The organism is Psychrobacter fulvigenes, assembly GCF_904846155.1.
Taxonomy (GTDB): domain Bacteria; phylum Pseudomonadota; class Gammaproteobacteria; order Pseudomonadales; family Moraxellaceae; genus Psychrobacter; species Psychrobacter fulvigenes.
Window position 1 is genome coordinate 1,252,908 of sequence record NZ_CAJGZP010000001.1, and the last position, 21,893, is coordinate 1,274,800.

The following is a 21,893-nucleotide window of genomic DNA, read 5'->3' on the forward strand; positions in this document are numbered from 1 at the left end:
TAACGGACCTAGATAACCTACCTAATCCTGAAGATCTAGCTATTGATATTATCGATAATATTGAGGTGGGGCTGGCAAGCTTCCGTGCTGTGTTGGATGAGTTTGAGGGTTAGATTGTTGTTGATTTACAGTTTTTGAAATATTAGAACCTAATATAGGAAAAAGGTCATGGCATATACCCTTGAAGAAATTAGAACTCATGTTCAAGAAGTGGAAAAGCTTATAGATCTGCCTATTAAAGCTAAAGGGTTTCTAATTAAAATTCAGATTAACGATCAAGGTATTTATTTATTTAAATTCTCGAATATAAAAACCTTGGACGGTAATCAAGTAAGAATTGATGAGAACAGAGATATTAATAGTGTTTTTTTAGCACTTGGTCCTATTGAAGAGCTAGATCAAAAATATAGTCAATTCTATGATAGAGAACTGTATGGAGAAATAATATTAAATGATAGTAGGCGTGAACAACGTACAGCCCTTGAAAAAGATGAAGTTGAACGACTTTTTAAAGTTGATGATAAATCTTTAGATACTGTAATTCATATAGATAGTCTTGTAATTCAGACAGATGAAAATGGATACTTAATCAAAGAAAGCTTCTATGCAAAAGCGCTTAGTGATATTAAAAGCGATTTAGGAATCGCTGAGTATGTACGAAATCGTGATGACTTAGCCTCGGAATTAGCTAAGATAGAGTTTGCTACTCAAGAGATTGAAAATAAAAACAATAGGTTAGCAGATGCAGTTCTTAAAAAAGAACAAGAGGTCAACAAGATAACCGCAGAATTAGAGGTAGAGAAAGAAGCGCTTAGGGGTTCAAACGACCATCTAAACATTAAACTAACCGAACTTGAAAGTCAAAAATCAGCTTTATTGCAAGTTTTAGATCAAGTTGAAGAAGATGTATTGATATCTCAAAAAGCTTTAAATAAAGCTGAAACCGAATATGAAGAATTTTTAAGTGACTTGGATAAAAATATGGCAAAACTCAATGACATTCTCAAGACAAAAACAGAAATGCTGAAAAAAATGGACTTGCTAGAAGAAGATGATTTAGATAAGTTCCTACTTAACTTAGAAGAACGAGATAAGAGAGAAGGTCATAAGTTCTCTGAAGTTTTTGATTCTAATTACACGCAAGCAGTAGCTTACATACAAGCTTACTTATGGCAACGTAAGATTGTCTATAAACGTAGCGTTTTAGAAGACTTTCTAGCATTAATCTCAACAAATGATCTTATTATACTTGCTGGTGACTCAGGTTCTGGTAAAACAAACTTGGTTAAATCATTCGCTAAAGCCATTGGAGGTAAATCTATCATTGTACCTGTTAAGCCCAACTGGACAAGTGCAGAAGATTTATTAGGATATTACAACCCTTTAGAGAATAAATATCTGTCTACTAAGTTTTTAGATGCGCTGTTAGAAGCCCAGCAGAATCCACATGTTCCCTATTTAATATGCTTAGATGAAATGAATTTAGCACGCGTAGAGTACTATTTTGCTGATTTTTTAAGCTTATTGGAGGAACGCGATGAACAACCTGAAATCCAGCTTTTTTCATCTTCTGAAGGTGAGGTGTTAGCTAGTGAGTTAAAAAACTTTATTTCGCTTATTAATGACACTGCAGTAAAACTAGATAATCGTAATATTAATGGCTTTATAGATATTATGAAAGATGAAGAATTCAATGCCAAGCTTCATGAAGTGTGTGGGTTCAAAGAAGGCGATTCTCTCTTGAAGTATCATAGCTATCTTAAAAGAATGTTAAATAGCTTCTTAAACACGCCGTCATCTATAAAGTTACCTCAAAATGTACGTATTATTGGGGCGATAAACGTAGATGAACCTACCCATTATTTGTCACCTAAGATCTTAGATCGTGCACATATTATGAAGTTTGGTAGTCCTCTTCTTGCAGACTGGAGCTTAATCGAAGATGAGGTTGAAGATTTTGATTTGGATATGAATTTACCAATTAATTTTACCTCGTCTGAGCTTGGTGAGCGATTACCGTATCCTGAATTTGATAGAGAATCAGAGTTAACACAAGATTTAATCAGGTTGGTTAAGGATTATCTTGATCCACTAGGCATTGAATTCGGCTTACGTACTATACGCCAAGCCTTGGGATATTCTGAAGCACTGGGTAAATTTGAGACAGAATACAAAATAATTCTTAATAATATTATTCTACATAAGGTTTTACCTAAGTTGTTATTTGATGGAAGAAAGATTGATAATCAAGGTAAACTTCGCGAAGATACCTTAAGAGCAATGAGTATGCATCTACAAAATGAGCTTAATGGCTTGAGTTTTTATGATGATGCCGATAGCAGTATAGCTGAGTTACTGAAGGTTATTAGTAATGCTGAAGCAAATGATTGAGTTGTCAACTACTGGTCAAGATAATGTTTAAATTCCTCGAAATTAAGTATCTAGCGATACGATGGACTGATAAAGAAACGGTCTTCAAGCTAGAAGAAAGTAACGACACGCTTACTATACAACAAACTGATGATGATGGTACTTACGGAGGCGGAACTGTTCAAACAGTAACCTATCCAGAAGTGCATCATTACCTTGGTTTTAGTTTTGAAGGTGAGGTTTCACATACCCCATATTTTGAACTATCAAATGGAAATCGTGAGTATTTAGTTTCCTTCAAATCGCCTAAAAATAATAAGACTTGGTGGATTCAAAATAGTGGTTGGGACAAGAAGAGTAAACGTTATTACAGTGAGCTATACCGTACAGTAGGTAAACTCTCTTTAGTAATTCAAAACAGATCGTTAGAGATAGAAAATAACGATCTAGAATTCACAGTTAGAGAACTTGAACACTATCTAAGTGATTTTAAGAATGATTTGTGGTTAATGATTTTAGATACTAACAACCCTTCTAAAGCAAAAATAAGTAAAGAAGTTCCAAATATATTTCAAGAGGATGTATTAGAAATATTCAAAAATTTTATTAATGTATCAATAGATTTGATTAGAAATCCTAATATGTTTTTATCTGAGCGACAAAACTCATTGCCAATTAAGAAAGTTAAGCCTATACCCCTGACTTTTCGAGAATTAATTCAAAAACCCAATCGAAAATACGCTACTAGCAGAGACTTTTACGAAAGCTATGATACTTCAGAAAATAGATATATCCACTATTGTGTGTCTAAGACACTCTATTTATTACAAAACCTTAATCGGCTAGCAAATAATCAAGTTGATAGCTATCAACAGAAAATTGATGATGCAAATGAATGGAAGGATGAGTTATTAAATCAAAAAGTTAACGTCATCGATAAGGATGTATATCAAAGCGAAATTGATACTATTGAAGAGCAAGTTCAAGATATTCTTAATAAATTTGAAAAATTTGTAATAAATATTGATCCAAATGAATGTTTAGAATTTCATAAGCGGGAATATAGAAAATTCAATATACGATTTGGTAATAAAACTAGTGATAAGGAAGGATATTATATTAACCAAATAGACAGTGTAAATAGTGAGGATTTTAAAAAAATTTTTGGTATGGATAGTGTAATAATAAAAATTAAAGATCCTCGCTACAAAAATGAAGACTTTAGTAATTATTCTACTAATATGGATTTTGCTGGTTTTTGTACTCGTAATAGATATGCTAAACAAAGAGTCACTGACGTACTTGTATTCGATAAAATTACTTGGATAAATTTCGATATCAATAATATTTATGAATATACAAACTTAGTAAATAAACTTCAAGAAATGGAGACTCGTAAGGTAAAGCTTGAGGAAAAAGATTGGATGGAACCGCTTACATATAAAGAAGAACAAGAGTTAAAAAAAGAAGCTTCAATATTAGAGCGCAGAACTGAAATCTATCAACAAGCTGAACAGCAAATCAGTACAGTATCATCACAACTTCCTATACAAATTTCAAGTTTGAAGAAAGTTTTAAGTTTTTTTAAGGCCAATAACGTCAAAAAGCAAGCAAATAGTCCAAATAGTATGGTGTTCATTCAAAATCCATTGTATGCAGGCTGTAAGAGTTTATATAAAAAAATCATGGACGTGAATGGTTTGGATCAAAGTCTATTTGATGCGATGTTAGAAATAGATGAGATAGGTTTGGTCAATATATCTAATCTATACGAGAAATGGTGTTTAATTAAAGCTATTCAAGTACTCAAAAATATTTATGGTTTTGTTTTACAAGAGGACTGGCAAAGTAAACTAATTCAATCAGTACAAAGCGAGCAGTACAACATAAGTTTGATGATGAAATGTGAAAACACATCTCAGTCAATTAAAATAACCTATGAAAAAATACTCACTAGCGGCAGACGTCCAGATATCGTAATCGATTTAACTTATGATATTTACAGTGTTTCATATGACTCAAATTCTAAAAATTATATTATAAACGTCATTAAGACTGTTACCAAACGTCTAGTTTTAGATGCTAAATTTCAAAACCTCAATCAGAATTCACACAATAGTTTAATAGATCAATTATATAACCCTACAGATGAAAACGATAAAAATAAACCAAGTTATTTAAGAAACAAAGATTACTCTGAAGGTGGGAATAATCAAGTTTTTATTATCCATCCAAAGCCTAGAATAATAGATTCGCCTACTAGTCCATTAAAGTGGGGAAGGTTTTGTGACTATGGTCAGAGTAACAAAGCTAGACATAGATACGGGGGCATCTTTTTGAGTCCTAGCCTTAATCATCCACAATCAGTTGATAACTTACAAAGATTGATTGGAATGTTTTTACAGCAAAACGACCAGAAAGATTATGTTGGAGGTCAAATATTTCATAATATGAGTTGTATAGCATGTGGTAATTCAGAAAGTAATAGATTGAATTTAAGTTACTCACAAACTCAAGGCAAAAATGATATTTGGACATTGAAGTGTTATAAATGTTCACAACTAACCATCCAAAGTGTTTGTTTTAACTGTAAAAATATTATCTTTAAAAATGGTTTGAAATGGGCTTATCATAGAACTCGAGCTGAGCAGGTCTCAAATGTTGTTTGTCCAAATTGTGAAAGTTTTTTATAGCATTGTTTTGAGGAAGGCAGTTTTATGAATGGTTATTTCACTTTATATATCGATGAATCGGGTGATTTTGAAAGTCCTAATCAATCTTGGTTGATTGGTGGGCTAATCATTGCTGATTCATTCAAGAGTTCAGAAGATAAGTTACATGCCGCTATATTCCCTCTTATCAAAAAATATGAGCTGAATGGTCAAGATGACTTTCATCTTACTGAAATACGTAGAAACTCAGGTAATGATAAAGCTTTAAATATTGCCACAGATTTATTTAAAACTTTAAATTCTGCTAATACGCCGTCTTGCTTCGTTACCACTATTAATAAAGCTAAAGTCAGCGCACATAACCTTGAGCGTACCTACCGCTTGATGCTTTTAGATTTGATTATTCAGGCTGAAACTGCCGTCCACGAATTTTTCAATTCTGAAATAACTCATTTAGACTTAGTTATAGCGACAAGAACGATTAATGCAGTCCGCCAAACCACTCAATTCAATATTGATCAAGAAATATTGCAGGCATTACCTAAAGCAGTAGAGTCAGACTTAGTAGCTTCAGGACAAATCGCCCTATTGAACAATATAGAAGTACATATGAGAGACGCCAAATATCAATGGGGACTAATTTGTGCGGATTTTATATGTAATATAACTTATAACCAAAGATTTCCAGAAAACTATAAAGTTTTGAACGACTTGAAAGATGATCGGCAATTATTTTCTTTTGAAACCTTTTCCTCACCTGAACTAAGAAGAATCTTGAATCATGAGCGTAATCAGAATTATATTAACGCATTGTTCGATAGCTTAAAATTAGTAGATAGACATCCTAAAAATAAAGATTTTAAATCTGCTGTGTACCGACTCATCAAGGTAGTATTCACACAGACAGGCTCTTCTGGAGCAAAAATATACTTTGAAGGATTGCTAGAGAGAATATGGCGTGATAAGACAGTCTATAAAAGTTATTTTCAAAAATTAAATGTTTTAATAAAGCTACTACGTATACTTGAAGATGCTAATACAGAATTAAGTGTTCGCAACTTTAATTCTTTTAAATTTAAATTAAATAATTTAGCTTTATTATGCTTGAACCATATCGGTGACGTTGATAAGGCCAAAGAAGTGTTACAGAAACAAAAATCTATAATCAATGAACTTATATCAGATCCAAGCAATTTTCCAATGATATTAGATTTTCACTCTAGAGAAGTAGAGATATACGTTAACTCTTTAGATTTTGAAAAGTCTGAAGTTTTAGCTCGTGCTCATTGGGATATGATAGATGAGTATCGCAATATCTGGGAGTTAATTTCACCTGATATGGAGAAGTCAGACTTCTTACGTTCTAGTATGGCAATTCGTGCTAAAAGCACCCTAGTACGCTGCATGACACTAAATTATAGCTCTGATAAAACAGAAGTAATCCAAAGCTATATTGAAGATATATTACCCTATCTAAGCCATAAATCTGATAAGAGCCGTATTTTCTGCCTGAGACTACTAATACTAAGTAAAGAGCATCGACTAGATGAGGCTATCAATGTAGCTATTGACTATATAAGTGGAAATGAAGATGTTCAAGAGTTTGACTACTTCTTCTTTCTATTTGTACTAAATCAAAAACTGCTTATCTCTGAAAAGTCAGATATTAAGGAATTGATAACGAGAGTTTACGATATAGTAAACGGTATTTCATTAAATAGTTTCTCCATGCAATATATAGATATGTTGAGATGTCGAGAGCTAAGCTTGTTTTACCATTTTAAAGGTTTGAAAAGAGAGTCCCATGATTACCTCAAGAGAGCGCAAAGCCTTGAACTAGTGGAGTTAAGTCCTATTGCATAGTATTTATCTGCAATGAACCAAGTCCAGTTAGACTTCATGAATAATAATTTAAAAAATATTAGTCAGTATAATTCTAACCATCCTGAATTAAACATAGATAGTATTGACGCATTATGGGGTGGCGACTCACCTAACTTACTATTTAACTTGCGATATTATTTAGCTAGCTAAGATACAAACTATCAAGTATTAAATATATATAAAGAGAAATTTAAGGATAAATAATAGAAGTACAGGATTAGGGTAGCGGGCTTACACAGCATGAAGTTGATGCTATGCACTAAGTAATAAGTGGCGTAAGACAGATGATCGTAATGTCTATTACACAGCCAAAAGTAATTGAACATCTTATGAGCATAACGTACAAAGATAGTAATATCTATCAAGAGCTTATGACCATTATTACTGAATTAATGAAAGACACTCAAGGAACTAAAATCATCCTAAAAATAGAGGCGTAATTAAATGTACTATCATCCGGATATGAAAGTAGGCAATGAGGACGTAAAGGACGTGCTAAGAAACTATCCTCAAATCACAAAGGAGCAAAAGGTAGATCTAAAGAAACAGGTAGGAGTACTGCCAATATTAGAACTAAATCCTTATCTGGACAAGATGCTAGGAAAAGACAGGGACATAATGTTTTAGAAGGTGAAAAAAGTAATAGTGAATCTAAAAATGTCATATAAAGTAGGTTTAAGAAATCAGTAATAATGATTATAAAGGTATTGAAACAAAACAGTTAGATCTCGTTAAGTGGGAGTTTCCCAAACTCTGTGTAACTGCTTATAATCCATTAACAGGAGAATAAGCAATGACTAACCAATCTGATATCAAGAAACTGGCCGAGCAAATGGCTGGTAGCATGAACAGCTTTGATGACATCAAAGACTTTCAAAAGCAGCTCATGCAATCTTTTATCGACACTGCCTTAGAAGCTGAGATGGAAGACCATCTTGGATACCCCAAGCATGAAAAAGCAGACAAGCCTAATAAGCGCAACGGTCATACTAAAAAGACCGTCCGTAGCGACACAGGCGACCTTGAGATCTCCACTCCAAGAGACCGCGGTGGCAGCTTTGAACCTACACTAGTGCGCAAGCATCAAACCCGTATTAGTGGCCTTGATGATAAAATCATATTCCTTTACGCCAAAGGTCAAACCACCACCGAGATTGTAGAGAGCATTAAAGAGCTCTACGATGTCGATATCTCAAGCTCTCTTGTCTCAAGAGTCACTGACAATATTATTGACGATATCACCGCTTGGCAGCACCGGCCATTGAGCAGTGTTTATCCTATCGTCTACTTAGACTGCATCGTCGTCAAAGTACGTCAAGATAAGCAGATTATCAACAAGGCAATCTATCTGGCGCTAGGCGTGGGACTTGATGGTAGAAAAGAGCTGCTTGGCATGTGGCTATCAGAGAATGAAGGCGCTAAGTTCTGGCTTGGCGTTCTCACTGAACTACAAAACCGCGGGGTACAAGATATCCTAATCGCTTGTGTCGACGGTCTAAAGGGCTTTCCTGATGCCATCAATACGGTTTACCCCAACGCTCAGGTTCAGCTGTGTATCGTGCACATGGTACGCTATTCAATGAAGTTTGTACCTTGGACAGATAAGAAGGCAATAGCGACTGATTTAAAGGCCATCTACGGCGCTGATACGCTTGAGATAGCAGAGGCCAATCTTGAACACTTTGATGAGGTGTGGGGCGATAAGTATCCGCATGTCATCAAGTCTTGGCGTAATAACTGGGAGGGCTTAACGGTGTTCTTTGGCTACCCTAAAGACATTAGAAAAGTCATATATACCACCAATGCTATTGAGTCGCTAAACAGCGTGATTCGTACGGCGGTGAATAAGCGTAAGGTATTTCCCTCTGATCAGGCAGCGTTTAAAGTGGTATATCTAGCAACACAGCAGGCATCCAAGAAGTGGTCGATGCCGATTCGTAACTGGACGTCTGCTCTTAATCGCTTTATGATTATGTTTGATGATCGTATAAGCAGGCATTTAATCTAAAGGGCAGATACAGAAGGTAGTGTTCAAAATTCTGTGTCATTCCCCTAAACTATGTAAAAAACAAGGAATGACACCATGCAAAACTTTGACTTTAACGAAGCCTTAAAAGGCATTCAAGCAGGTAAACCTATCACAGGCAGTGACGGGGTACTTGCCCCACTCATCAAACAGCTCACCGAAGCTGCCTTAAATGCCGAAATACAAAGCCACCTTGAACAAAGTACGACAAGCAACCGTCGTAACGGTTACAGCAAAAAGACGGTCAAATCAGCAGCGGGTAGCTTCGAGCTTGAAACCCCACGAGATCGTAACGGTGAATATGAGCCTGTGTTGGTCAAGAAACATCAAACTAAACTCACCGCTGAGATCGATAGCCGCATCCTATCGCTATTTTCTCATGGCATGAGTTACCGTGACATACGCCACCACATTGCTGAGATATACCAACTTGAGGTCTCAGAGGCGACCATCAGTAGCATCACTGATGAGCTGATACCGCAGCTTAAAGCATGGCAATCTCGTCCACTCGACAGCGTTTATCCGTTTGTCTGGCTTGATGCGATTCACTACAAGGTCAAAGACGAAGGACGCTATGTCAGCAAAGCCATTTACACGCTATTGGCACTTAATACCGAAGGCAAAAAAGAACTCATTGGTCTGTATTGCTCTGAAAGCGAAGGGGCAAACTACTGGCTATCTGTGCTCACAGATTTACACAATCGTGGCGTACAAGATATTCTCATCGCTTGTGTGGATGGCCTAAAGGGTTTTCCTGAAGCCATCAATGCCATTTTCCCCAATACAGAAGTACAGCTGTGTGTGATTCACCAAATCCGTAATAGTATCCGTTATGTAGCTAGTCGTGAGCAAAAAGCCTTTATGCGCGATTTAAAGCCTGTTTATAAGGCAGTTAATAAGGAGTCAGCTGAACTGGCTCTTGATGATTTAGAGGCTGTTTGGGGCGATCAGTATCCGGCGGTGATTAAGTCTTGGCGGGACAAGTGGCATTTGCTATCTGCCTATTTTAAGTATCCTGAAGCAGTCAGAAAGCCTATTTATACCACCAATGCGGTGGAAGCGGTACATCGTCAGTTTCGTAAACTTACTAAAACCAAAGGCGCATTCCCGAATGAAACCAGCTTGCTCAAATTGTTGTATGTTGGTATGTTATACCAAACCCAAAATATATAGTATAATCCACTTATGACTATACCAATACATAACCTAGAAGACCATGACTTTGGCAAACACTCAAAGACTGAGCGCAATCCCAGAGCCCGACTACGCCTGCTCATCTTATACCAATATAGTATAGGCAAAGCCACCAACGATATTGCCAAAGACCTCTGCATACATCCTGAAACTGCCAGACGGACATTGAAGCGATATTATGAACGAGGACTTGAGAGTCTCTACGATCGTCATCGTCGAGGTCGTCGCAGCAAATTGGCAGAAGCAGACACAGCCGCTTTTAAAGCCATGATAGTCTCTGAACAAGAAAAGCGCGCTGGCGGTCGTCTAACCGGCAAAGACATTCAGCAATTGGCTAAAGAACACTACAACGCTCACTACACCGTTAACGGTATCTACGAGCTACTCAAGCGTATTGATATGAGTTGGATAAGTGCTCGTAGTCAGCATCCAAAAGCCGACCCACAAGCTCAAGACGCTTTTAAAAAAACTTTATAGCACAGGTTAAGGCGTCACTGCCTACTGATGTGAGCCTAGATCAAGTGGACATCTGGTTTCAAGATGAAACTCGAATAGGACAACAAGGCTCATTGACCAGAGTTTGGCATTACCGCGGTGGGCGACCTCGACTGATCAAGCAGCAACAGTTTCATTCCGCTTATCTGTTTGGTGCCTTTTGTCCAGCGACAAAGAAGGCTGTCGGCTTAGTACTGCCTTTCGTTAATAAACACACCATGTTATTGCATATGCAAGAGATTAGTAAAGCCGTTCCAAAAGGACGTCATGCGGTGGTGGTGATGGATGGCGCATTATGGCATCCACCAAGCTTGAATCAGGCTAATGTCACTATGCTTAAACTACCGCCTTATTCACCTGAGCTCAATCCCTCTGAGAGAGTATGGCAGTACCTTAAGCAAAATGAGCTATCTAATCGTTGTTATGACAGTTATGAGGCTATTGTCGATGCCGCATGCTTGGCTTGGAATAATCTACTTAAACAGCCACAAAGGATTCGGTCTTTAACTACTCGTACCTGGGCGCAACTTTAATTGTTGGGTTTGGTATTAAATGCCTCTGCCAAGTGGACGATGCCGATTCGTAATTGGGGACAGACGATGATGCAGCTGTCTATCTATTTCCCTGGTCGATTAGATTCGGTGATGCGTCTTTAATTTAGTTGACACAGAGTTTTGAACGGCCTCACACAGAATTCGGGATGGGCTCCTTAACTTACTTTATCACTACTCGCTAAAATTATACTCCTATCTACAACATCCATTACATCATCAGTTTTGAAATGCTGACAGATTTTTTCATAGCTCACAGCTTTACCATTTCTACGATCTCTGTATACCGTATTAATAATGTCATCTTTTGAGTCTTCAGTAGCATTATTTAGCATATGAGTGACCAGTTCATCCTCATTAAGCTCGCAGGCTAGTAAGAATGGAGTGTATCCGTCGATGCCACTCCAATCATATCTAGCGCTAGGATTTGCACCTCGATCAATTAGTAGCTTTGCTATTTTGCGCATTTCGCTCAAATCAAATAACTCGTAGTTTGCTTGAGTTTGTTCTTTAAAAACTTCAAATACCTCTTTAAGAATAGCCATTGCATTTGAACTTTTCTTACCTTGAGCAAGATGGTGACTCACTTGTTTTCTATTGAGGCCAAGGCTACCTTGAGTTTCTCTAATAAAAGCAGAAAACTCATAATCGCTCATCCTAGCTATCGCTTTTTCTGGATCTTTTGTCATCATAGAGAACTGGTTAAGTAGCTGTTTTGAGTTCTTAATCGTTCCAATTAAAGATATACACATAGTTAAGGCATCTACATGACCGCTGCCGCCTTTTTGGCTCACATCCGCTCCTAGGCTTAGGATATGTTCAACGACCTCGAGTCGTCCTGTTTGCACTGCACTTAATAGTGTAAACAGATGCTTTTTAGCGGTTACCGCGTTGATTGTCTTTGGTGCATACTCCAAATCTTTAAGCACTTTATAAAAGCTATCGTCTGGTTCATGAAGCTCAGTTAAATTCATATGCTGTAAAGCAACTAATAAAGCTGACTCGTTGTTATCAGAGAGGATGTTGATATCAGCACCAGCTTGTAAGAGTTGATTAACAGCATCTAGATCCTTTCGTAATGTATTCCAAATAAGTTGTGTCGTTACTTGCTTGCTCTTACCCTTGTTCCTATGAAGCTTGGCATTGTCATTTACTTTCACTTTTTTATTAGGTTTTTTTAGGTCAAGTGCTAGCTCTTTCGCGTTTAAATATATAGGTAGAACAGCTGAGCTCACTCTATATTTTTCTGGTAGTTCAACTTTAAAGTTATTGAACACCTTTTGAGCATTGCTTCGCCACATATTGATTTCCCAGTCTTCAACTAGGTTTTCCTTCTTACGTTTGGTATCCTCAGTCAATATCGTAGGTAGAGTGTAGCCATATAGGTTTTGGACACTTTTTAGCTTTGATATTAAGTTCATATCAGGTCTCTCTTGCCAGCTAGCAATCACGAAACCGACTTCGATAATCTGCTCGCATAAGTGTCCTGACCGATAAAGACTAAGCTCAAATGTATTAACAAAATACTCTTTTGCTTTCTCTATTTCATCCTTCGAAAAACTGCTTAGACTATAAGTCAGAAGCTCTAAAATAATAGTAGAAGGTCGATGAAGAAATTGCTCATCTTTATTCTGATATAGAGTGGCTACATATTGCATATCTCTTTCATGTAGTGCTAATAGTAAGTCCTCGAATTGAACCATCAGAGCTTTAAAAGATGTAGGCGGCTTTAAATATTGGGTCAATAATTCAAAATCATTGTGTTTTTTAAAGTACCCAATAGCACGAGCCGTTATTAAGAAAACCAGAATATTCTTTGATATATCATGGTGCTTAGGATTGAGAATCGCCAGCAAACTGCCATAACTGGGTAGGTCATCACCGCGACGCCATGCCGTAATCTTATCTTATCGCCCTTAGATAAACTGGTATAAAAAGCATTCCAACCTTTAACACGTTTTTCAATAATTTTGAAAGTAATCTCCAAGCCTGTAGAGTTATCAGTCATTAGCTCAATGTAGTCTGATTTTTCAAAGGGTCTTGTTCTTGTTCCTAAAAAAGAGACAATATTAATTAAATAAGGGCAAAAAAATGCTTCAATTATCCAAGGTCCAATATCATCTCTATGCTGCTCTGATAGATTATAGGTTGCTACTATCTTTAGGTAATCATCAAACATCTGAGCAACCAAAGCCTTAAGCTCGTTCTCAACTGATTTTTTTAGCTCAACTCGTTCGATAACTTTATGTATATGTATATTGATAAGCTGGTCAAGCTCATTCTTACTTAGATATAGATCATGACATTTGTTATCTAACGATTCACTATCATTCTTGCTGTCAATTGCTGTAGCAATAGCTCTTACTACTTCAGCAGGGAAAAAATAAGGGCTCTTCTTAATGCTTGTAGTTCTCATTGTGCATATCCTTCTTTTGTATGTCTAATATCATTGATAAAATTTTTAAGAGCTCTATGATCGCTCGGTGTTTTAGAAAAAGTAACAGATTGTCCACTTGGCGCAACGATCTGATTGTGTTTTCTTCTCTTTCTAAATAACCAGCCTTGCTTTATTAAGTGCTTTATATGATGATTAAAATCTTTATTGGTCGAATATCTCATATTTTTGAAAGCAGATGTGGCTTGCCGCCACATCTGCCTCTCCAAATTAATTGTATTTGAATTTATTTAGGCTTTGCATTTCCACGATTTGATCCTGACGAGTTGCTTGAGCCATTCTTAGTTGGCCAGTTTCCGCCGTTGCCTTGGTTCGAAGTTGGTTTTGATTGTGTAGACTTACTCATGGTGTAGCTCCTATTTTTGTATGCCTTTAGTGGCATGAGTATAGTCTCAAATACTTGAGCGATCTCCCACTGGGTTAATGCCGTAAAAATTTTATTTTTGAATAGTTAGAAAAAATTATATGGAAGATTATTTAATGGATGTCAGACAGCGCAATGAACAGTACACATGGATTCCGGCTTTTAAAGCTATTGCGGATTGGATAGCTGACTACGAGGATAGGCAGCCTGATCTAGTTAATACACTCGTTAAAATTGGTATTATTAAAGGTTTAGAAGATAAACATATTGAGAATCAAAAAGAAGAATTGAAAGAGATAGATCCTTTTACTTTTTTTGCTGCTTTTATGAAATTTGGAGTTAAGAATAGAGGGAAATTTGTTGAAGAACTAATAAAGTTGATAGGACTAGATATTACTGTTCCTAAAGATTTTGATGGAGTCCCTACATCTCAAGCACAGAAATTTTGGTTATTTCCATATGAGTATTTACGTTCTGATGACTCAATTCCCTTGCTTTGGGAGTTATTTCGGCAAGCTCGTAATGGTGATATTAAAGAGCAAGACTTTAATTCGGCATTAAAAATACTTGGTACAGGATTTACAAAACTTACTCAATATTTGTTCTATATTAGTCCATCACAGTACCTACCCATAGATGCACAAACTGAACCATGGCTCGAAAATAAAGGCTTTATTTTGCCTAAAGAAAACTGGTCTGATTATCAAAAAATTCTTACAAGTTTAAGGGCCTATACTGATAAGCCATTTTGGCAAATATCGTATGAAGCATGGTTCGAAAACTCTAATAGGAAAGTTGCATCACAACAGAGTGGGTATAACATTAAATCGAAAAGTAAAGAACCAAATATGGCTAACCTTAATCGAATTTTATATGGACCACCTGGAACAGGTAAGACCTACTGTACTACAGAACTCGCTGTCCAGTGCGTTGCTCCTGATTGGTATGAGTCTCTGAATAATGACAAGTTCAAGCGTCGAAAGATCAAAGATAAGTATGATGAGTTAACAGCAAAAGGGCGCATTGCATTTACGACGTTCCACCAAAGCTTTGCTTATGAAGACTTTGTTGAAGGGATTAGAGCAAAAACTAATGAGGAAACAAGACATATTTATTATGAGGTTGAGTCTGGAGTTTTTAAGCAAATAGCTAAAAAAGCAGGAAACACTATCAAAAGTGAGAAGTTTGAGGGGTTATCTAATTCTCCAAAAATATGGAAATTATCAATTGGCGAAGTTAAAGAAAGAGAGTTTAGAAAAAGCTGTCTTGATAACAATGAAGCAAGAATTGGATGGCACAAAACTGGAGATTTGAGTGTTGATTACGATAATAGAACGTTAGTTGAAAAAAGTTACTGGGATAGTCTGAAAAAGGCTCAGTCCTCCCTAAATTGTTTTGCTAACGATATTTCAGTTGGTGACGTAATACTTTGCCTAAAAAGTGAATTATCTATACAAGCTATCGGAATTGTTACTTCAGATTATAAATATGACGAGAATGCTGAAGGTTTAAACAATCACTACCCGCATGTTAGAAGTGTCAAATGGATTGCGAGAGGTGTGAATTTAAATATACTTCCATTAAACAATAATTACAAGATGGTGCCTCAAGCTTGCTATGAGCTATCTAGGTTTAACTGGGACGATTTATTGAATGAAGCAAAAAAACAGAATCAATATCAGTTCCTTAGATTACTCATTCAAGAAACAGTTGATAAAGAAAATTATGTATTGATCGTTGACGAAATCAACCGCGGCAACATATCTCGTATTTTTGGTGAGCTTATTACATTACTTGAGCCTGATAAGCGTAAAGGTGGTACAGATGCGCGCGAAGTCATACTACCTTATTCTAAAGAGAAATTCTCAGTCCCCTCAAATCTTTACGTGCTAGGAACGATGAATACCGCTGATAAATCTCTTGCACAGCTAGATTTAGCATTACGCCGACGATTTGATTTTATTGAGCTATTACCTAAGCCTGAACTTTTAGATGGCATAACAGTTCATGGCATTGCTGTATCTGAAATATTAACAGTAATAAATCAGCGTATTGAAGTGCTGTTAGATCGTGAACACACCATAGGTCATTCGTACTTCTGGTCTTTGAAAGACTTGGATTCAGATGCCGAAAAAGAAATTGAATTAGGTAATATTTTTAAGAGACGGATTATCCCGTTACTGCAAGAATACTTCTTTTTAGACTGGGAGCGTATTGGTTGGGTGTTGAATGACCCTGCTAAAGATTTTGAAGATCGGTTTATACAGACTGAAAAAATAAATCCTACTATGAATCAACTTTTTCCTAGTAAAGTTCTAAGCCAGATTACAGCAGATAGACGCTATTATATTAATGCTGATGCACTTTCTAAACCTCAAGCATATAAAGGTATATTTCACTTTGATACTGCTACAGGTGAAGAATGATTCAAGTCAGAGAATATGCTCAGCTGACTACCGATCAGACAGTATTTCCTAGCTTAGACTTGGCTATCATTGAGCAAGAAACTTTTGATTGGTTAGTGGAATTAAGTGAAAAAGAGAGCTATGGACGGTTTATTACTTATAAGCGTCCAAATTACTTACAGTTGCATTCTTATGTAGGTTATTTGGAAAGCCCTTGCCGCGAAGGTATTGAGATACTACCAAAGACAGGATTAGGTACTCAAGAGTCAGATAAGAGCAGAGAGGTCTTATGCAAAATGCTAAGCTCCGTATTAAACCTATCCTATAAAGAGGCTCAATCTGCCAGTCTCAATCGAATGAACTTACCTATTCATGAGTGGATATACTACCAGTTTTTATATTTGCTAAAGGAGCTGGTAGCGTCTGGGCTCAGATTTGACTATCAAAGAATTGAAGAAGAAAGTAGATTTATTCGTGGCCAGCTTGATATTACAGTTCAACAAAGGCAAACGGTTGGCCGAGCTCATCTTTTTCATATTCGTCATGATGTCTATCATCCAAATCGACTTGAGAACCAACTAATCAAAACAGCATTGGATTACGTACAGCAGCACTGTAGGAGTTCTGAGAACTGGCGACTGGCTAATGAGCTCTCACACATCTTAGACCCTATAACGAGTCTTAGAGAGCCTCTAAACTCAATGCATAAGTGGTCAGACATCAAAATATTGCAATCCTACCGAGCGATAAAGCCATGGTGCCAACTAATACTTGAAAAGCTTAATCCAAACTTTCAAAAGGGAGAGCATCGGGGTATTGCATTGTTATTCCCAATGGAAATTTTGTTCGAGAAGTATGTGGCAAAATGCTTACGACGAGATATCAAGTCGCCCTGGCAACTAACAACACAGGCTTCTAATAAGCACATGGTGAATGACCAAAAAGGTTTAAAATCGCGCTTTCAATTAAAGCCTGATCTATTAATCAGTAGAGAAAGAAAAAATTACCATGTACTTGATACCAAATGGAAGTTAATAAACTCAAATAAAAAGAATTTTGATATAGAACAGGATGATATTTATCAGCTATTTGCTTATGGTCACAAATATTTGAATGGGTGTGGAGACATGATGCTTATTTATCCTAAACACCATCAGTTCGAAACACCTTTGGAATGTTTTCATTTAGCAGAAAAATTGAGGTTGTGGGCAATACCATTTTGTATTGAAACTGACAAAGTGGTTATCGGTGAATGGGTAGAAAGGTTTCCGTCTTTACCTCAAACTTAGTTTGAGGCTGATCCTTTAAGCTCCTGAACTTATCGATAAGCATAAAATTTGGGGGTCAGTTACCATCAGCAACTTTTAATAATCTTGGTCACAAAATGGTCACCGTTTGGTCACCGAGCACTTGGTCACCGATTTTCAAGAAGCAGAGTGCATGTATGCAGACTTATAGAAAATACATTATTAAAGAGTGGACTACTTCTTAAGGGTTGATAAAGAAAGAATAACCAACCCTTATGGATAAAGGCTTTAAGCGGAAATTCAGACAAAAAAAACCTCAAGTAAACTAATACTTGAGGCGAAACTTGCTTAAACTCGAGAGTTTAAATTCGTTTTAAATATGGCGCAGCGGACGGGACTCGAACCCGCGACCCCCGGCGTGACAGGCCGGTATTCTAACCAACTGAACTACCGCTGCTTAGGTCGTCTTTAGCGTTTTGCTCTTTATAACCAGAGCCCACTTCGCTAAATGAGTGGTGGGTGATGACGGATTCGAACCGCCGACATTCTGCGTGTAAGGCAGACGCTCTACCAACTGAGCTAATCACCCTGAGCGCCGTAAAAAAATTGCAGTGCAATTTTAAGCGCGCAAGAGAATTTTCCTTAAAGGGAAATTCTAAAAGCTTTGATATTCAAAGTTGTCACCCTTTGAAAAGCTCTTAACAGAAGATAGCTCACTAAAGCCTCGCTCTGTGGGTGTGTATTATATACATTTACACATGGCTGTCAAATGGTATTTTGACAATTTTATCAAATAAGCATAAATACCCTCTGTATATCATCAATTATAGTAGCCTGAGTCAGAGCTTTATTAGCGTTGCTACAAAGAGACTTATTATTGTTACCTATTGTTTGGTGGCTAAAAGCTATTATACTGCTTATGTTTTTGTTTTATCTTGATTGGTGGAGGCCATTATAGACGCTTTAACTACTGGGCAGTACTTTGCAGCATGGTCGTGGAGCGACTTTGCAGGGATGGGTTTGGTATTGCATATTATCCTGATGGTAGTGATGAGCTTACGTGTTGTGTCGGTACAGCGCAATATTGGGGTGACGATTGCGTGGATAGCGGTTTTGTACATACTGCCTTTGGTGGGGTTCTTCGCTTATATTTTGGTGGGCGAGCCGATGATTGGCCGTCGTTATCGTGAGCGCATGGGTCAAGCAAGTCTGCTCATGAATGATATGGCAGTGCGTGAGCGTTTGATATTCAATCAAGGGCAAGAGCTGTTATCGGACAGCTATAGCGGTGTCAGTCGTATCGGGACACGGCGGACGGGGTTTGGAGTGTTCCCTGGGCATCAGATGCAGCTACTGACGTCTCCGCAAACGATTTTTAATCATTTTATCCATGATATCGAAAATGCTAAGCGCACTATTTTTATGGAGTTTTATATTATCTATCCTAAGGGACAGGTGCTGGATGTGTTAAAAGCTCTAGAAGCAGCTGTCAAGCGTGGGGTAGAGTGCCATCTATTGGTCGATAGTGTCGGTAGCTTTAGTTTCTTTAACAGTGCTGAGCACCGAGCTTTGGAGCGCGCTGGGGTGTTTGTGCATCAATCATTGCCAGTAGGACTGCTCAAAACACTGTTTAAACGCTCAGACTTGCGTAACCATCGCAAGATTGTGGTCGTTGATGAATATATTGGCTATACCGGCAGTTTTAATTTAGTAGATCCTAGGTATTTTAAACAAGATAAGAATGTCGGGCAGTGGATTGATTTGATGATACGTAGTGTCAGTGAGCAGCCGGTTAGTATCGCGACGGCGATGGCCAAAGTAGTGGTAACTGATATAGGTGCTGAAAACAATGATAACCTGCATGCCTTACATCAACGTGTAAACAGCTATACACGTAAATTATATGTATTGAACCCGACTATCAACGATATTAATAGTCGTATAGAGGTATTGGCTGATGAGACACATGATGTCGTACCAGAAGTAGGATCGACATCGATTTTGATTCCGCAGATGCCTGCAGTTGATAATGTGCTCGCGCAGCTTATTCCTTCAGCACCGCAGTTGACCGCGCATGTGATCTATAATACGTTGGTCACCGTGATTCATCGTGCTAACAAGCGCATTCAAATCACCACCCCATATTTTGTTCCTGATGAGCCATTATCAGGTGCCTTGGTCACAGCAGCCAAGCGTGGGGTTGATGTGACGCTTATTATTCCAGAAAAGGTTGATTCGTTTTTGGTGCAGCATGCTTCACAAGCTTATTATCAAGAATTACTGGAAGTAGGGGTAAAGATTGCGCTGTTTAAAGGGGGGCTGTTGCATGCCAAGACGGTGGTGGTTGATGATGATTACTGTCTGTTTGGGACGGTAAATATTGATATGCGCAGTTTTTATTTGAATATGGAGGTCAGTCTGGCGATTTATACTCCTGAGATGGTCGCTCAAGTTGCTGATTGCCAAGAAGTTTATTTACAAAACTGCCGATTCTTAAGCCTAGAGGAGTGGCAACAGCGTCCTGACTCGCAGCGTTTGTTTGATAATGTGGTGCGCTTATTTAGTCCTCTGCTATAGTGGTTATGGGTTATGGGTTATGGGTTATGGGTTATGCTCAAGTGATTTTTATATAAAGGATTTGTCTTTCTTATGTCCGCTCATACTAATAGAAAAACAACCAAAACATCTCTAGATTATATGGCTGAGGGTTATTGGCAGGACTTTTTGGCAGCAGAGCCGATCGCTGGTGGTATTGCATATGAAGTGCAGCTACATGAGTGTCAGTTAGATGAAACGCTAGAAAGCCTGCAGCGAGTAGATACGCTGATCTCGCAAATTCGCCGTGACCATACCAAGTCAAACACCTTAGATGAGGCCAAACTGTTGGCTGATGATCGCTATCGTCATTTGCTATGGTTTTTAGCTTTTTATGCTGGGCGAGTGCTGGCAAGGCAGTGGCAAAGCTTCCCGCATTGGTATGGTCAGTTTGAGCTGAAAAAGCACTATCCTAAGCTTGTCTTAACTACCGATGACTTTTATCAGCAAATGGCGGTGGTATATCGTGACAGTGGTTTAGCTGATACTTTAAGTGACGTTTTAGATGATGCTTTAGGCAGTGCGAGTGTATTTTTTGCATTAGAGCCAATAGGTCAGAGACTATTTGGACATATCGACCGCAAGTTTCAGGCGGTACAAGGCGGAGGGCAGGTTGCAAGTGGTCTATATCAAGCCGTCAGCTCTCGATTGCCACCTAATAATATCGGTGCTATAGCGTCTAAAGCACCTTCTGAACATGCAGAGCTTCGTCCAGTATTAAATACAAATCAGTCTTCTGTAGAGGCAAGAGCTTCTGTGCAAAAGCACTCTACGACCAGAGCTGCGTTACAAAAAGCGCCTGCGGAAGAAGTCGTTAAAAAAGACGTTTTTCCAAAAATAACGGTTAAAAATTCACGCACCCAACAACAAGTCGTGCAAAAGCAAGCTGACACAAATGCTGCTGCTATAACCTCAGCAGTGAATAATGACACTGTAGATACGAGCTTGCTATTGCCATCACAGCAAACAGTTGAGTCGAGTGCTACTCCCACTTCAACTTCTACTACTAAAGGTGCAGAACCAACAACAGAGATATTTACTCAACTGCTAGCAGAGCTCGATAATATTGACGTGTCACAGAATGCAGGCAATGATGAATATCAACAAGCACGTAAAATACTGGATCAGTTTGAGCGTCATATTGCACGGCAATCAAAGCCGCGCCATGACGTAAAATTTTCAGAGCAGCACCAAACGTCTCGCCAGCAAGCGTTGTTACTGTTGGAGAGCTCTGCCAAGCTGGGTAATACCGCGGCTATGCTGCGACTGGCAATGTATGAGCTATTGAATGAAGGGTTGGTAACAGGGATAGCGGCTGGCAAAGAAGCAGGTGCGGCCCTGGTCAAACAAGCGGCTGATAAACAAGATATCCGTGCTCAGCGGTTATTGAGCAAAATGTATTATCAAGGTATTGGTGTGCCACAAGACATTAATAATGGTCAACACTGGCTAGAGCAAGCCGCTAAAAATGGCCATGAAGAAGCGGCAGAGCTAGTAGCGCAGTGGCAAAAAGCGCAAGCGTTGATAACGACGCAGCAGCAAGAACAACATAGTATTAAGCGCTATCAATTATTGATAGGAGCAATAGTTGTGTTTGCTTTATTGTTAGTGGTTTTTGTATAAATAAAAGGCTAA

14 protein-coding genes, 2 tRNA genes and 1 pseudogene are annotated in these 21,893 nt (G+C 37.9%); 12 read left to right on the forward strand and 5 right to left on the reverse strand.

Features of this window, described 5'->3' with window-relative positions; genetic code table 11:
- The first annotated feature begins 168 nt into the window (after positions 1-168).
- The 8 genes and pseudogenes from JMX03_RS05550 to JMX03_RS15130 all read left to right on the forward strand — a co-directional run bounded on the left by JMX03_RS05550 (position 169) and on the right by JMX03_RS15130 (position 11,297).
- Entirely contained in the window at positions 169-2,391 is a 2,223-nt protein-coding gene (locus JMX03_RS05550; protein ID WP_201595083.1) for an McrB family protein, read from the forward strand.
- Positions 2,392-2,414: 23 nt separating this feature from the next.
- A complete protein-coding gene (locus JMX03_RS05555) occupies positions 2,415-5,063 on the forward strand; it encodes a DUF2357 domain-containing protein (RefSeq protein WP_201595085.1) in 2,649 nt (882 codons plus the stop codon).
- Positions 5,064-5,087: 24 nt separating this feature from the next.
- Complete coding sequence (locus JMX03_RS05560; protein WP_201595087.1) at positions 5,088-6,905, forward strand: DUF3800 domain-containing protein; 1,818 nt, start codon at positions 5,088-5,090, stop codon at positions 6,903-6,905.
- An 814-nt stretch (positions 6,906-7,719) separates the two neighbouring features.
- The gene (locus tag JMX03_RS05565) at positions 7,720-8,934 is read left to right on the forward strand and encodes an IS256 family transposase (RefSeq protein ID WP_201595089.1); all 1,215 of its coding nucleotides are present in this window, start codon (positions 7,720-7,722) and stop codon (positions 8,932-8,934) included.
- A 75-nt stretch (positions 8,935-9,009) separates the two neighbouring features.
- Positions 9,010-10,104 (forward strand): annotated as a pseudogene (locus JMX03_RS05570) (IS256 family transposase); the annotation flags it as partial.
- A 33-nt stretch (positions 10,105-10,137) separates the two neighbouring features.
- On the forward strand, positions 10,138-10,623 hold the full coding sequence (locus JMX03_RS05575) for a winged helix-turn-helix domain-containing protein (protein WP_201594188.1): 486 nt from the start codon (positions 10,138-10,140) through the stop codon (positions 10,621-10,623).
- Positions 10,624-10,667: 44 nt separating this feature from the next.
- A complete protein-coding gene (locus tag JMX03_RS05580) occupies positions 10,668-11,174 on the forward strand; it encodes an IS630 family transposase (protein WP_201594971.1) in 507 nt (168 codons plus the stop codon).
- Positions 11,175-11,297 carry a hypothetical protein gene (locus JMX03_RS15130; protein ID WP_265090453.1) on the forward strand — a complete coding sequence of 41 codons (123 nt, stop codon included), beginning with the start codon at positions 11,175-11,177 and terminating at the stop codon, positions 11,295-11,297.
- A 53-nt stretch (positions 11,298-11,350) separates the two neighbouring features.
- Here the strand turns inward: JMX03_RS15130 and JMX03_RS05585 are convergent, their stop codons facing one another.
- The 3 genes from JMX03_RS05585 to JMX03_RS05595 form a co-directional block, all read right to left on the reverse strand.
- A complete protein-coding gene (locus JMX03_RS05585; RefSeq protein WP_201595091.1) occupies positions 11,351-12,850 on the reverse strand; it encodes an ankyrin repeat domain-containing protein in 1,500 nt (499 codons plus the stop codon).
- Between the two features lie 137 nt (positions 12,851-12,987).
- Positions 12,988-13,608, reverse strand: a complete 621-nt coding sequence (locus JMX03_RS05590) for a hypothetical protein (protein WP_201595093.1) — start codon at positions 13,606-13,608, stop codon at positions 12,988-12,990.
- Entirely contained in the window at positions 13,605-13,844 is a 240-nt protein-coding gene (locus JMX03_RS05595; protein ID WP_201595095.1) for a hypothetical protein, read from the reverse strand. Before JMX03_RS05595 ends, JMX03_RS05590 begins: the two co-directional genes overlap by 4 nt.
- 268 nt (positions 13,845-14,112) lie before the next feature.
- Here JMX03_RS05595 and JMX03_RS14940 point away from each other — a divergent pair, with 268 nt between their 5' ends.
- Positions 14,113-16,437, forward strand: a complete 2,325-nt coding sequence (locus JMX03_RS14940; protein ID WP_227695373.1) for an AAA family ATPase — start codon at positions 14,113-14,115, stop codon at positions 16,435-16,437.
- A complete protein-coding gene (locus JMX03_RS05605) occupies positions 16,434-17,705 on the forward strand; it encodes an McrC family protein (RefSeq protein ID WP_201595097.1) in 1,272 nt (423 codons plus the stop codon). The genes JMX03_RS14940 and JMX03_RS05605 overlap by 4 nt, the downstream gene beginning before the upstream one ends.
- A gap of 338 nt (positions 17,706-18,043) precedes the next feature.
- Here JMX03_RS05605 and JMX03_RS05610 read toward each other — a convergent pair.
- Positions 18,044-18,120 (reverse strand) — tRNA-Asp (locus JMX03_RS05610).
- 56 nt (positions 18,121-18,176) lie between these two features.
- A tRNA-Val gene (locus JMX03_RS05615) sits at positions 18,177-18,252 on the reverse strand.
- Between the two features lie 353 nt (positions 18,253-18,605).
- On the opposite strand from JMX03_RS05615, the gene JMX03_RS05620 reads away from it, so the two are divergent.
- Positions 18,606-20,240, forward strand: coding sequence for a cardiolipin synthase (locus tag JMX03_RS05620; protein ID WP_227695908.1), 1,635 nt, complete (start codon positions 18,606-18,608; stop codon positions 20,238-20,240).
- 72 nt (positions 20,241-20,312) lie between these two features.
- Positions 20,313-21,881, forward strand: a complete 1,569-nt coding sequence (locus JMX03_RS05625; RefSeq protein WP_201595099.1) for a tetratricopeptide repeat protein — start codon at positions 20,313-20,315, stop codon at positions 21,879-21,881.
- Positions 21,882-21,893: the final 12 nt, after the last annotated feature.

Excerpts from the sequence above, each read along its gene's own strand:
- JMX03_RS14940 (WP_227695373.1), top strand. The coding sequence starts at position 14,113 with ATGGAAGATTATTTAATGGATGTCAGACAGCGCAATGAACAGTACACA.
- JMX03_RS05565 (WP_201595089.1), top strand. The coding sequence starts at position 7,720 with ATGACTAACCAATCTGATATCAAGAAACTGGCCGAGCAAATGGCTGGT.
- JMX03_RS05590 (WP_201595093.1), bottom strand. The coding sequence starts at position 13,608 with ATGAGAACTACAAGCATTAAGAAGAGCCCTTATTTTTTCCCTGCTGAA.
- JMX03_RS05550 (WP_201595083.1), top strand. The coding sequence starts at position 169 with ATGGCATATACCCTTGAAGAAATTAGAACTCATGTTCAAGAAGTGGAA.
- JMX03_RS05595 (WP_201595095.1), bottom strand. The coding sequence starts at position 13,844 with ATGTGGCGGCAAGCCACATCTGCTTTCAAAAATATGAGATATTCGACC.
- JMX03_RS05575 (WP_201594188.1), top strand. The coding sequence starts at position 10,138 with ATGACTATACCAATACATAACCTAGAAGACCATGACTTTGGCAAACAC.
- JMX03_RS05560 (WP_201595087.1), top strand. The coding sequence starts at position 5,088 with ATGAATGGTTATTTCACTTTATATATCGATGAATCGGGTGATTTTGAA.
- JMX03_RS05625 (WP_201595099.1), top strand. The coding sequence starts at position 20,313 with ATGTCCGCTCATACTAATAGAAAAACAACCAAAACATCTCTAGATTAT.
- JMX03_RS05605 (WP_201595097.1), top strand. The coding sequence starts at position 16,434 with ATGATTCAAGTCAGAGAATATGCTCAGCTGACTACCGATCAGACAGTA.
- JMX03_RS05555 (WP_201595085.1), top strand. The coding sequence starts at position 2,415 with ATGTTTAAATTCCTCGAAATTAAGTATCTAGCGATACGATGGACTGAT.
- JMX03_RS05585 (WP_201595091.1), bottom strand. The coding sequence starts at position 12,850 with ATGCAATATGTAGCCACTCTATATCAGAATAAAGATGAGCAATTTCTT.